The following is a 12,453-nucleotide window of genomic DNA, read 5'->3' as shown; positions in this document are numbered from 1 at the left end:
AAGGAGCATTTTATGGGAACCACAATGAATACTATCAGCGCAAGAATCGATTCAAAGCTCAAAACGCAAGCCGAAACCCTGTTCGACCAGCTCGGGATGAACATGTCTACGGCAATTACCGTTTTCTTGAAGCAGGTCGTTCGTCTCCGCAAGATCCCGTTTGAGATCGCCCTTGACACTCCCAACGACGAGACCGTCGCCGCCATGGCCGAAGCAAACGAAATCGCGTCAGGAAAACGCAAGGCAAAATCCTACAAGAACGCAAACGTAATGATTAAGGACATTCTAGGCGAATGATGGAAATCAAGACCACTGCAAAGTTCAGGAAAGACCTTAAGCAGGCTAAAAAGAAAGGGTTAAATATGGCTCTCCTGCAAAAGGTCGTTGACGATTTGGCTGCAGGGAAAAAGCTAGACGAACGACACCACGACCACGCCCTCGTTGGGGAGTGGGTCACGTTCCGCGAATGCCATATTCAACCGGACTGGCTGTTGATTTACAAGATTTCGGGCGATGCGCTCATATTGACACTGACGCGAACAGGCTCGCACAGCGACTTGTTCAAGAAATAGGAAGAAGGCGTTGCCGATGGCAGCGCCTATTTTTCGCAAAAGACATCAAAAAGCTATCTTTGCAGAGTCCGTTTAGCCAGATGTGAAATTTTCGCCGATTCCAGTCTGTTAAGCGGACTTTTTTTATTTGCCAGGATTGTTGTTCCCGCGCCCACCGCCGGAAGGACCAGTGCCTCCGCCGTGTCCTGTGGGCCATCCTGCGCCATTGGGGTCGTTTTGTGGTTGTGCCATAGTGGGCCTCCTTTTACTTGGTCTTACCATTGTCTCTGATTACTCGTGATATGCCAGCCACCGCCTTCGGGGCAGCGGTAAACGTGCATCGTGATGCCCGTTGCGAACCTGCGCTCATTGGCGACCACGCCAGCTTCGTATTCGGTAAGATAAAGATTCTTTTTCTTACCGTCCTTGCCGCAGCATGAACACATGGCTATTTACCTCCCTTCCTCGCTCTAGTTTCTTGGAGTTGGCGATTGCGATTCGTTTGGGCATCATCCCATTGCTTGTTGGTTCCCGAAGTTTTCCAGTTTCCATTCTGCATATTGCTGATGTTATCTTCTGGTTTCATAGTAATAATCCTCTTTTTTTCATCTTAGACGAAATTGTCCTCGATGCAAAAACAAAAATACCTTGTTCGCTTTTGCGGCACAAGGTACTTACAGCAGTGGAAAAAAATCAAAAAAAAAGGGTAAGAGAAAAAAAGAAGGGGAAGAAGAAAAAATGAAAAAAAAATGGGGGTATGTGAAAAATGAAACTAAACCAACATTTGAATAGTTTTCTTCATTATTTGCTCCATTTCTTGTTGAGATTGCAGAGGTTTGTACATGTCAAAGTGAGTTAGTAAGCCGACTAGTTTTTGGACAGATAGTTTTGGGGAAAGCGACAAACTTGCATCTCCAACTATTTTTAAAAAGTCGGTTTTTTGATTTTTGATATTGCCTCTGTAATCAGCACTAATTACTCCTTTTCCACTCAATGAACCTAATACTTCAATGATATGTTCTGGAATCTCACTCAAATTATTTATTTTCGGGATTTCTATGTCGCCTAAGCTGGAAATAAGATTAATCATTCCTTCATTTATTCCTAAAGAACTTAATGAATCTGAAACAAATGCAGGAATTTCTTCCGCTGATTTTATATTAGGGATTTTTGAAACGTCTATGCTAGAAATAAATTTGGTTACTACAGTTTCGTAATCGTCTCCCTGCTGTAATGGAACAGCTTGAGGAAATTGTTTCATTAAGCGGTCTATGTCAACTTTAGGAGCTTTTTTGTCATAGAGTTCTTTTTCGCTCGGCTCAGACATTTTTCCCGAACTGTTTTTTCTTTTTGCTTCTTCAATTTCATCTTTTGGCGTTATTTTGAATTTGCAAACACGCCGCCATGTTTCGTGCGCGATACTTTCTAATATGGTCCTTTCTTTTTTTACATAACGCAAAGGAAGTTGATGTACATTATAATATCGACCTAGATAGAATAAATGATTTAATGGAATGCGGAATCCTTTAGCGTCTCCGGTTTTCTCGTCAGAAATATTGCCAAAGGTGACAAACATTTCCTTAACGAAGAAAGATTTATTTTCCTCGCTAAGTGAAGCAAAGTCTATTTTTTCCAGTTGTTCTTTAAACCATTCGCGAACATTTTTTAATTCATTTGCAGGAGAAGTTATATAATTTTTAATGGTTTCAAATTTTTGAACGTGGTTGTCAATCCATTCTTTATTGCGTTCAGAGGGAATGTCTTTTCTATCGAAAGGATAAACGAAGAAAAAACGTTTGAAAAAATCTATGGATTCCGTATTTTTGTATTTGGATATAAATGATGAAAAAGCTCGAATGAAAATAAATTCTTCGATTAAATAATGAAGCATTTTTTTGTCATCGGAGGAAAAGTCTTCTTCATGTAAACAAAGTTGCACATTGTCAAATAGTTTTAGGCATTTGATTTCTGATTTAAATAACGATTTGTTTAATTCACGCGGGTCGGAAGGAGTTGTAGAACTCTTAGTAAAATAGCGATAACAAAAGTCAAAAATTTTTTTGGAAAGAATACTTCTTTTCTTTGTTTCGTCTGCTAAATTGATTTGTGTGTCAAACACCTCGGACCTGATATATTCAATAAATATTTCAATAACGGCCTTATGGGCGTGCTTTGTTGATTGAATTTTATCGAATTTTGTTTTAAGGAAAGAAAAAAATTGCATATGAAATCCAATGTTTTTTAATATGGAGTCATAAGCATTATAAAATTCAATGCAACAAGGCTTTTGGAATTTATCGAACATAGAAAACAATATACCTAATTCGTATGTTATTGTGCGAACAATAAAAATCAAAAAAGCTTAACAAGCCGGGCGTTACGGGCGCGGCGACTGAGCGCCCGTTAGAAGGGGTAGCGGAAGACCCGACCAGGGTGGGATATAACAAAAGATCCCCGACCAAGTCGGGGATGACATTTGGGGTGGGGTCGGGGCTGAAGCGAGGGGAAGGCCTTCCCCCTTTTACTACTTAACCACGATATTCACGAGCTTGCCCGGGACCACGATGGACTTCACCCCGGAACGAGTCCGGGGCAGGCTCATTTTTATGCCGGCTTGACAACGATGTTGACCAACTTACCAGGCACAACAATTGCCTTGACGACCTGCATTCCCTTCATAAACTCCTTCACTCTTTCGTTTTCCATGGCGAGCTTTTCGAGGGCGGCCTTATCCATGTCCTTCGCTACACTTGCCTTGGCGCGGACCTTGCCGTTCACCTGGAACACGACTTCCACGGTGTTTTCGACGGCCTTGGAGTGGTCGGCTTCAGGCCAGGCGACGTTCGTGAGCGATTCGTTGTGACCGAGGATGCTCCACATTTCTTCGGCGATGTGCGGGGCAAACGGGTGCAGCAACTTGACGAACGTTTCGCACGGCTCGCGGTAGCGCTTGTCCATCTTCATCATTTCGTTGTTGAAGATCATCAGCTGGCTAATCGCGGTGTTGAAGCTCATGTTCTCGATGTCGCTCGTGACCTTGATGACGGTCTGGTGCATCACCTTCTCGATGGCTTCAGGGGCAGTTTCATCAACGAACACCGGGGCTTCATCGCTGTCGCCAACAACGGAGCGCCAGGCGCGGCCGAGGAAGCGGTTCATGCCTTCGATACCCTTGGTCTGCCAAGGCTTCACGGCGTCCAGCGGGCCCATGAACATTTCGTACAAACGAAGGCTGTCGGCACCGTAGTCGCGCACCACGTCATCCGGGTTCACGACGTTCTTGAGGGACTTACTCATCTTCGCCACGATCTGCTTGAGTTCGATGTCGGTTCCCTTCTTGAAGAACTTTCCGTTCTTCTCCTCGACTTCGTCGGTGGGGACCTTGGAGCCAGCGGCGTCTTCGTAAGCGAAGGCAAGAATCATGCCCTGGTTGAAGAGCTTCTGGAACGGTTCGTCGGTAGAGACGAGGCCGAGGTCGAACAGGACCTTATGCCAGAAACGGCTGTAGAGCAAGTGAAGCACAGCGTGTTCAGCACCACCCACATAGAGGTCCACGGGCATCCAGTACTTTTCAAGTTCCTTTGCAACAAATGCGTCGCCGTTGCAGGCGTCGATGTAGCGGAGGTAATACCAGCAGGAGCCTGCCCACTGCGGCATGGTGTTCGTCTCGCGGATACCCTTGCGGCCGTTCTTGTCCGTGACCTGGAGCCATTCGGTAGCGTTTGCGAGCGGGGACTGTCCGCCGTCACCCGGCTTGTAGTCCTTGAGTTCCGGCAACAGCACCGGAAGTTCGGCGTCGTCCACCGTAGAGATTTCGCCGTCTTCCCAGTGGATAATCGGGAACGGTTCGCCCCAGTAGCGCTGACGGCTGAAGAGCCAGTCGCGGAGCTTGTAGTTCACGGTAGCCTTACCGATCTTGTTGGCTTCGAGCCATTCGATGACCTTCGCGATGCCCTGCTTCTTGTTGAGGCCGTTCAGGCAAAGCGTGTCGTTCTGGCTGTTGATGTAGGTGCCGTCGGCAGCCCAGCAGGCTTCCCCTGCGAGGACCTTCGGGCGAACGTCTTCGGGGCAGCTTGCATCGGGTTCCATGATGCAGATAACCGGCAGGTTAAACTTCTTCGCGAAATCGAAGTCGCGGGTATCGTGAGCGGGCACGGCCATGATGGCGCCGGTGCCGTAGCCGGTCAAAACGTAGTCGGCGACCCACACCGGAATCTTGGTGCCGGTAAGCGGGTTCACGGCGTAGCTACCGGTAAACACGCCGGTCTTTTCCTTGGCAAGTTCCGTACGGTCGAGGTCGCTCTTCAATGCGGCGGCGTGCACGTATTCTTCCACGGCAGCCTTCTGTTCGGCGGTCGTGAGTTCCGGCACCATCGCGTGTTCCGGGGCGACGACCATGTAGGTAGCGCCAAACAGCGTATCGCAACGGGTGGTATAGACGCGGAGCTTCTTTTCGGTCGGCTTGCCGTTAGCGTCGGCAATCGGGAAATCCACTTCGGCACCGTAGCTCTTGCCGATCCAGTTCTTCTGCATGTCTTTGACGCCTTGCGGCCAGTCGAGCTTGTCGAGGCCCTTCAGCAGGCGGTCGCCATACAGCGGGATGCGCATGAGCCACTGCTTCAGGTTACGGCGTTCCACTTCCTTGGTGCCGCACTTTTCGTGGCTGCCGTCATTCAAGACTTCTTCGTTTGCACAAACGATCTTGCAGTGCTTGCACCACCACACCTGAGCGTCGGCGTAGTAAGCGAGGCGCTTCCCATCCTTGTACTTGCGGACTTCTTCCTTGCCCTTGGCTTCGACATCGGCAGGAATCGGGAGTTCTTCGATGGGGCGGCCCTTCTGCTGGTCTTCATCGAACCAGGTGCCGTAAAGGCGCTTGAAAATCCACTGCGTCCACTTGTAATACTTCGGGTCGGTGGTGTTGACTTCCTTGTTCCAGTCGTAGGAGAGGCCAAGACGCTTGATCTGGCGGCGGAAATTGTCGCAGTTTTTCTTGGTGGTAATGGCCGGGTGCGTACCGGTCTGGATGGCGTACTGTTCTGCGGGGAGGCCGAAAGCGTCCCAACCCATCGGGTGCAACACGTTGAAACCGCGGCTGCGCTTGTAGCGGCAGATGATATCGGTAGCGGTGTAACCTTCGGGGTGGCCCACATGCAGGCCTGCGCCACTCGGGTACGGGAACATGTCCAGGCAGTAATACTTGGGCTTGGACTTATCTTCGCCCGTCTTGAAAGTCTGATGTTCTTCCCAGTAGGCTTGCCACTTGGTTTCGATCTCTTGCGGATTGTACTTAGCCATGATTTATGTCCTTAAATTTTCGGGGGTAAAGATAGCAAGAAAAAGGGATGGCGGTCAGCCATCCCGATGTTCAAAGCCCTTAAAAGAGGGGAATTCATTTCTTTTCAAACCGATTAAAGATGTATTCAACAATTACTTCATCATATTCAATAGTCTCATTATCAACGGCAACACATTGAAGAACTGTACCCGGCTGATCTTCGTCCGGCATTCTAATCCACTGTTGGCCTTCTGTTTCTGCGTTACATTCAAAACTAGAAGAATTTATATCCTCAAAAAATTCATCCACCGTTTCTTTTGCCCAAGAACCATCTTCATGATAGCGGTAATAATTTTGAGATATGCAATAATCATACACTTCCCATCCATTTACCGTATATAATTCCTGATTATACTCGCATTTTTCCAGCAAACCACCGGCACGGTCGCCTACCTTGGCATCCTTGGGCAAATCCAGGACATCGTATTCCTCGTCTGTCAAGCCTTCTTTTCGAGGGTCAGTATATTGTTTCGGTACAAGATTTACTTTTTCCCATTGCCCGGCCCAGCAATAGTAATAACTGGAATCGAGCAATTTTGGCAGATTATATGAGGAAGACAAAGAATAGTACATTGGACAAAGACCTAATTCAGGATCGTAGCCGGCTTTCACCCACACGCTATCCACCATCGCGCCATTCATCCAGAATTCTTCATCATTGTATTTATAGTACACCATTTTTCCATCTACTTCAAACGAGCAGGTTCCACTGGTAGAGGCGGAATCCGCACAGTTGTAAAAAGTAGGCTCGTCTATTCCGGTCCACGCGCCGCCTGTACACTTATAATACACAATCAATGTGTTGTCATCACGGCCATAAACGATTTTTTCCATGTCGTCTTCGTTTTCGGCAGTACACTCCTTGGTCATTTTGGCCAAACCATCAAAGTTTTCCCAAACACCATTGCCTGCATAAACAAACACATATTCAGGCGATGTGGGGTTCATGCCTGCCTGGAATATGTTCGTCGATCCATATCTCCGGCATATGTCACCCACCTGCACGCCAGCAGTATCGCAAGTCAAACTAATATCCCCTTGAACCCACGAACCGCGTTCGCATCGGTTATAGGTATTGTGCCCGTACTTGGGGTTCCCAACCCAAACCTCCTTGACCTCGCCCTCGTTTTGAGCGGTGCATTCATCTTCGACCAAGGATTCACATCCTTCGACCAAACCCAAAGAAACATTACACGAAAACTCAGTCCCTTCAGATGAAGACGAACCTTCCTCAACCGACGAAGAAGATTCTAGCCCAGTTTCTTCACTTGACGAAGTCGGCGTTTCATCGGAACTCGCAGACGAGGAATCATCGCCGCAGGCGACAAGTGCCATAGAAGCGGCAAGCGCAATCGAAGCCGCAGAAAACAAAGTCGTTATTTTATTCATAGTTTTTCTCCTTTATCCCACCAACGTGTAATGTACAATTTTGCCTTTCTATAGCCCCCTCTAGTTTGTAAAGTTTCATTTACAACGTAAATTTGTAAGCAGTTCTCCTTGCTGGCCAAGACTCTCCTCGCCAAAAAAACTATATTTGGGCCATGAAATTCAGCAAACTCATTCTGGCAATTTCTTTTATCGCCCTATTCAACGCGGCAGCTTTTGCCCAGGAATACGAACCGGACGTGGATTCAGCATGGGTCGCCAAGCAAAACGGCGGCAGCACCGAACTGAATAACGGCGAAACAGACGAGCCGGCCCCCGCCTGCATAGGCGACGGTTGCGACGGAACTGAACAAACTCAAACAGCAGAATCCGCCACGGACACGGCAAAGTCTGCCGCCGCAGACGAAGAAGAAGACTGTACCCCCGCTGATTCGCTTTTGCCCGAATGCCAAGAGACTGCCTCGAATGCAGTTGACAACGACGATGATGACGTCGACACGTACGACCGCTACATTACCGAAGACTCCGAAATTTCACGCTCCCGCAAAGAAGGCTTTTCCCGCCGCATCCGCCTAGGCGCCCGCGTGGGCGGCGGCATGAACATGCTCTTTGGCAAAAAGTCCGACGACTGGAAACTCGGTTACGAAGGGGTCGGTGGATTTTTCGCCAAGCTCCCCCTTGGCATGCAGTCTGTGCAGTTCTCCGTTTCCCTGGACTTCAACTACAGCCGTTACCTTTACGAGGCCTCCACCATTTACGGCGAAGGCTACGAGAGCGATGACGACGCCCGCATCGACATGATGCTCCTCGAGATCCCCTTCATAGTGCAATACGCCCCCGACGAAGAAGGGTTCTTCTTTGGGTTAGGCTTTGACCTTGGGCTCAAACTTTCGAGCAAGTCCTCTTACCACCAAGAAATTGACTCCGACAAGGGCATCGAAAAAGACAAGCGCAAGAACACTCTCCCGACCTCGGGAGTCTTGATGGGCGGCGTCGCGACCATTGGCTACGCATTCACCCGTTGGATGTCCATAGACGTCCGCGTATCGCAGTACTTTACCAACTTGCTGAACGAACCCGCCATCGCCGAATCTGAAGTGATGAATTCACAGTTGTACCCGTTCCATGCAGGTCTCGGGCTTTCGTTCATTCTCTAACAAATTCATAGGAAAACTTTTGTTAACAAAAAAATACGGAACCTTATGTTCCGTATTTTTTTCATACTAAGTAAACTTTCTTTTTCTACACCCTTTTTACACATAGATATATTTTTATGGGGACAATTTTTTAGCACAATTATTATAATTAAGTCGTATGAAGTCAAAAACACTCTCTCTATTGACCTCGGCAGTGCTTGCACTGGCTATTTCTGCGCAAGCCGACGAGTTTGACGATTTCGATTCTACACCGTCGGCATCCGCCTCCTCTGACAGCTCGTCTTACGACGGATCAACAGACAGCGAATTCGCCAACGACGAAGAGTATGCAGCCGCTTATGCTCGCTATAAGAACGAGCAAACCTCCAAGGCAGAAATCAACCGCCAGCGCACCGAAGGCTTTGCCCGAGTCATCCAGCTGGGCGCCCGCGTTCAGGGCGGTACCAACACCTTCTTTGGCAGCAAATCGGACGGATGGGGAATGGGCTTCATTGGCGGCATCGGCCTCATGGTCAAAATGCCCTTGGGCGTCAAGAACCTGAGCATTGCCCCGGAACTGGACTTCAACTACCGCCACTACTCCTTTGAAACCGACACCGAGTTCGGCAGCGACGACGCCGTCATCAACATGATGGTTTTTGAAATCCCGCTGATTGTGCGTTACACCTTTGAAGATTGGGGGTTCTTTGCCGGACTCGGTCTGAACCTTTCGCTCAAGTTGACAGGCAGCTCCGAATACAACCAGAACTTTGGCGACAGCGAACCCGTAACCGACAACAACGCCCTCGTGACCTCGAGCGTTGAAGTGGGTGGCATCCTTGACATTGGCTACATGCTGACCCGCTACATCAACATCGACATCCGCGTGGTGCAGAGCCTTTCCAACTGCCTGAACAAGGCCCTGGTCCCTCCCGAGAGCCGATTCCAAAAGGCGAACCTACTCTCGTTCTACACAATGGCCGGCGTGACCTACCTGTTCTAAAACAACAAGTGCTCTAAAGATTTAGACATTAGAAAACGGCACTCCCCCGGAGCGCCGTTTTTACTTGTAGCCCATTCGCGAGGGCGGTTACTTTTTGAGGTTCGCGCGTCGGAGCTTCGGGATTTCCTTGGAAATGAGGAGTTTTTCGACCGCAAAGAAGCTCTCGTGTGGGCGAATCGCCTCCTTGTAGAGCACACTTGCCAGTTCCGGTTCACGCGCGAGGAAGGCTATAAGGATCGCGTTCCTGAGGAAGAACTCGTCCATGTCCTTGACCTCGTACTTTTCGTAGAAGTCGGCCACCAGGCGAGCGGCGGTCGGGTAGTCCTTGACGCGGGCAACCTCGAGGATATTGAACTCGTCCACAAACGAGGCTGGGAACACGCCCGCGTTCACAAGGGCGCGAACCTTGCGATAAATGCCGACGGTATCGCGGACTTCCATGGGCACACCGCGGATCCACTCGATGTACTCCTCGCGGAACTTTTTCCAGGACGGGGATTTTTCGTTAACGGAGAGAGCGACCGCAGCGCTGTCACCCCGGGGTTCCGCCATGGAATCTATGTTCGCGAGGTAGGCCTCGAGGGCAAGCGTCCTGTACGGGTCCGCCATGTGCTCCATCATCGCCTTCACGCGGGCGGGGCGGCGGAGCGCGTAGTCGGCGGAGTCGAGGTACTCGGGCCAGCAGATTTCGCAGCTATCGAACACCTGCACTATGTGGGCGTCGGAGTGAACAAAGCGCGCCTCCTCCGCCTTGTTGTCGACCATCGGCGTAAAGATGCTGTTGGGCTCGATGTTCTCGAGCATGGACTTCACCATCTTGGAGGTGAACAAGAAGTTCTGCTCGCCAAAGAAGTCGGGCTCGCGGTGGATGCGCTTGAACTCCTTCACCAGCACGGGGTCGGTGCTAAAGCGGCCGATGTTCTTTTGCATTACCGGCTGGTCACTCGCAATAATGATGATGTCGGGTTCCTCGGGCGCCTTGTAGAGCGACACGTGCGGGAACACCACGTCCAAAGCCTTGAGAATGTTGAGGAACAACTGGTCGTTGAACTCGTAAGTCTGAATCCACTGCACCCAAAGTCCGCCCGGTTTGATGTAGCGGCGCATCTTGGCGTAGAACTCGTGGCTAAAGAGGCTCGCGACGCCACTCACCCAGGGGTTACTGGGCACGCTAATCATAAGGTCGTACTGGCGGCGGTTCGTGAGGAAGAAAGTCTGTGCATCATCGATGTATATGTGGATACGGGGGTCGTCGTAACCGCGGGAGTTCCACGGATAGAAACCCTTCGCCAAGGTCATCATCTCGTCCTCAATTTCGACGCAGTCAAAGTCGCGCAGCAAAGGGTCCGCCAGCAGGTAATGGGCGCCCATGCCGCTGCCAAAGCCCACCATGGCGGCATCGTAGGGCTCGTTCTTCACAGCCATGGGCATGAACGCCGTAGCGGCCTGCGTCAGTTCGTCGCCCTCGATAGGATGGCTGCGGTCCTTGCTCATGCTGGCGTCGGCCTTGCCGTTCGTCTTGATGTAGTAATGGACGTTAGATTCGTGGAAGCTGATGGTCGCCGTCTTGCCGTCGCGCACGATAATCTTTTCGTCGGGGTGCAGGTTCTTGTAGGCACGGAACGCACCCGAGGTGACGAGATGCGGGTCGAAGTTCACAAAAATGGAGGGCAGCACCATGAATGCCGCTATCACGTAGAACAACACATTGTAGCGGAACTTTTTACGGTACACGACCAGCAAAACAAAGCCTATGGCAAAGTCCAAAACCGCAGCCAGCACCAAGGCGCCCTTGAGCTGCAAGAACGGGAGCAACAAGAGGCCTCCACCAGCACTGCCCACAATGGAGCCGAGGGTGTTCCAGCCGTAGACCTTGCCGATGGGAGCTTCGCTCTTGAAGGCGCGGGTCAAGATCAGCGTGATGAGCGGGAGCGTCATGCCCGCAAAGAAACTCGTGGGCACCATCCAAAGCACCGAGAGCGCGTACTTGAAAACGCTCCAGCAAATGTAGCCGTCAGAGGTCGCATTAAAAATCTGGTTTGCCTCGTTCATCATGCCCCAGAAGGGCTTGTGGAAGTACAGCGTGCAGAGCGCAAAAAACGCCATGAAAATCTGCGCAAGCGAAAGCACCACCAGAGAGTCCTTTTTGAGGAGCTTGCCGCTTACGGCACTGCCAAGCGCGAGGCCCAAGATAAACGCCGAGAGCATCTGGTCAAAGCTGTGACTCGACGAGCCCATCAAAAGCGAAAGCAGACGAATCCACACAATCTCGTAAACGAACGAGGTCAAGCCCGTGATGGCCGCAATCCAGAGCCAGGTGCTTTTGGGCGGCATGGGAAGCTTGTGCTCGGCCACGTAATCTTCGTTCAGCGGCTCCTCGGTCGAGGGGTCAATACCCGCCTCTTCGTCGGCTTCGGCCTTGGTCGCAGGCGTCATGAAGCCGATGAGGCCAAACACCGCCGCGAGCAAAAAGTTGATGGACGCCGCCACGCAAAGTGTCGCGTGGTTACCGAGTTCCGGGATGAGCAGGTAGCTTGTAAAAAGAATGCCGATGGCGCTCCCGAGGCTGTTGGTAAAGTAGAGCATGGGAAGCGAGAGTTCGGCGCCGCTTTTGCGCATGAGACCCGCCGCAATAAAGGGGAACGTCATGCCCACCGCGATGGCGATGGGGAGCGTGGAGCCCGTGGCCAAAAGAACCTTTACGGCCTCGGCTCCCTTGAAGCCAAGGCCAGCCACAAAGTCGCTATCGAAAAAGAATCCCGTGAGCAGGTTGTAGAGTGGATGGTAAACGAGGCCGCCAATGCCAATGGCGAGTTCCACCGCCGCGTAACCCAACAGCGGGCGCTTCACCTTCTCCACGAATTTGCCCGCCACAAAGCTGCCTATGGCGAGTCCACCCATGTAGATGCAGAGCGTAAGCACCTGGCCGTAGCTGGCGTGACCGAGGAAGAGTTTGAGGTAGCGGGCCCACGAACCTTCGTAAATGAGGCCGGCAAAACCCGAGAGCGCAAAGAGGAAGTAGACAAGGACATTCATGGA

The 12,453-nt window shown here is 50.6% G+C and carries 10 protein-coding genes; 5 read left to right on the top strand and 5 right to left on the bottom strand.

Features of this window, described 5'->3' with window-relative positions:
* Positions 1-12 precede the first annotated feature (12 nt).
* Together BUB55_RS06005 and BUB55_RS06000 are read left to right on the top strand one after the other, a co-directional pair.
* A complete protein-coding gene (locus BUB55_RS06005; protein WP_073189098.1) occupies positions 13-297 on the top strand; it encodes a type II toxin-antitoxin system RelB/DinJ family antitoxin in 285 nt (94 codons plus the stop codon).
* Complete coding sequence (locus BUB55_RS06000; protein WP_073189097.1) at positions 294-572, top strand: type II toxin-antitoxin system YafQ family toxin; 279 nt, start codon at positions 294-296, stop codon at positions 570-572. Before BUB55_RS06005 ends, BUB55_RS06000 begins: the two co-directional genes overlap by 4 nt.
* Positions 573-826: 254 nt before the next feature.
* Here the strand turns inward: BUB55_RS06000 and BUB55_RS14190 are convergent, their stop codons facing one another.
* Positions 827-997 (bottom strand): hypothetical protein, encoded by a 171-nt coding sequence (locus BUB55_RS14190; RefSeq protein ID WP_157797868.1) that lies wholly within the window; start codon positions 995-997, stop codon positions 827-829.
* On the opposite strand from BUB55_RS14190, the gene BUB55_RS14185 reads away from it, so the two are divergent.
* Positions 988-1,293 (top strand): hypothetical protein, encoded by a 306-nt coding sequence (locus BUB55_RS14185; protein ID WP_159431935.1) that lies wholly within the window; start codon positions 988-990, stop codon positions 1,291-1,293. The two genes, BUB55_RS14190 and BUB55_RS14185, sit on opposite strands and share 10 nt — an antisense overlap.
* A gap of 30 nt (positions 1,294-1,323) precedes the next feature.
* Here BUB55_RS14185 and BUB55_RS05995 read toward each other — a convergent pair whose 3' ends face one another.
* The 3 genes from BUB55_RS05995 to BUB55_RS05985 all read right to left on the bottom strand — a co-directional run bounded on the left by BUB55_RS05995 (position 1,324) and on the right by BUB55_RS05985 (position 7,278).
* Complete coding sequence (locus tag BUB55_RS05995) at positions 1,324-2,856, bottom strand: hypothetical protein (RefSeq protein ID WP_143152938.1); 1,533 nt, start codon at positions 2,854-2,856, stop codon at positions 1,324-1,326.
* A gap of 299 nt (positions 2,857-3,155) precedes the next feature.
* Entirely contained in the window at positions 3,156-5,849 is a 2,694-nt protein-coding gene (gene leuS / locus BUB55_RS05990) for a leucine--tRNA ligase (RefSeq protein ID WP_073189093.1), read from the bottom strand.
* Between the two features lie 94 nt (positions 5,850-5,943).
* The gene (locus BUB55_RS05985; RefSeq protein ID WP_073189092.1) at positions 5,944-7,278 is read right to left on the bottom strand and encodes a hypothetical protein; all 1,335 of its coding nucleotides are present in this window, start codon (positions 7,276-7,278) and stop codon (positions 5,944-5,946) included.
* Positions 7,279-7,430: 152 nt separating this feature from the next.
* Between BUB55_RS05985 and BUB55_RS05980 the strand changes: the two genes are divergently transcribed.
* Both BUB55_RS05980 and BUB55_RS05975 read left to right on the top strand, forming a co-directional pair.
* Positions 7,431-8,432: a porin family protein gene (locus tag BUB55_RS05980; RefSeq protein ID WP_073189090.1), complete on the top strand. Its 1,002-nt coding sequence runs from the start codon at positions 7,431-7,433 to the stop codon at positions 8,430-8,432.
* A gap of 157 nt (positions 8,433-8,589) precedes the next feature.
* Entirely contained in the window at positions 8,590-9,414 is an 825-nt protein-coding gene (locus tag BUB55_RS05975) for an outer membrane beta-barrel protein (protein ID WP_083596905.1), read from the top strand.
* A gap of 87 nt (positions 9,415-9,501) precedes the next feature.
* On the opposite strand, the gene BUB55_RS05970 is transcribed toward BUB55_RS05975, so the two are convergent.
* Positions 9,502-12,450, bottom strand: coding sequence for a fused MFS/spermidine synthase (locus tag BUB55_RS05970; protein WP_073189087.1), 2,949 nt, complete (start codon positions 12,448-12,450; stop codon positions 9,502-9,504).
* Between the last annotated feature and the right edge of the window lie 3 nt (positions 12,451-12,453).

It is taken from the genome of Fibrobacter sp. UWP2 (assembly GCF_900141705.1).
Classification (GTDB): Bacteria; Fibrobacterota; Fibrobacteria; order Fibrobacterales; family Fibrobacteraceae; genus Fibrobacter.
The sequence above is the reverse complement of the archived record's forward strand: the minus strand, read 5'-3'. Positions and strand labels throughout refer to the sequence as shown.

Coding starts and splice junctions, on each gene's coding strand:
- BUB55_RS06005 (WP_073189098.1), top strand. CDS start 13: ATGGGAACCACAATGAATACTATCAGCGCAAGAATCGATTCAAAGCTC.
- BUB55_RS06000 (WP_073189097.1), top strand. CDS start 294: ATGATGGAAATCAAGACCACTGCAAAGTTCAGGAAAGACCTTAAGCAG.
- BUB55_RS14185 (WP_159431935.1), top strand. CDS start 988: ATGAACACATGGCTATTTACCTCCCTTCCTCGCTCTAGTTTCTTGGAG.
- BUB55_RS14190 (WP_157797868.1), bottom strand. CDS start 997: ATGTGTTCATGCTGCGGCAAGGACGGTAAGAAAAAGAATCTTTATCTT.
- BUB55_RS05995 (WP_143152938.1), bottom strand. CDS start 2,856: ATGTTCGATAAATTCCAAAAGCCTTGTTGCATTGAATTTTATAATGCT.
- leuS (WP_073189093.1), bottom strand. CDS start 5,849: ATGGCTAAGTACAATCCGCAAGAGATCGAAACCAAGTGGCAAGCCTAC.
- BUB55_RS05985 (WP_073189092.1), bottom strand. CDS start 7,278: ATGAATAAAATAACGACTTTGTTTTCTGCGGCTTCGATTGCGCTTGCC.
- BUB55_RS05980 (WP_073189090.1), top strand. CDS start 7,431: ATGAAATTCAGCAAACTCATTCTGGCAATTTCTTTTATCGCCCTATTC.
- BUB55_RS05975 (WP_083596905.1), top strand. CDS start 8,590: ATGAAGTCAAAAACACTCTCTCTATTGACCTCGGCAGTGCTTGCACTG.
- BUB55_RS05970 (WP_073189087.1), bottom strand. CDS start 12,450: ATGAATGTCCTTGTCTACTTCCTCTTTGCGCTCTCGGGTTTTGCCGGC.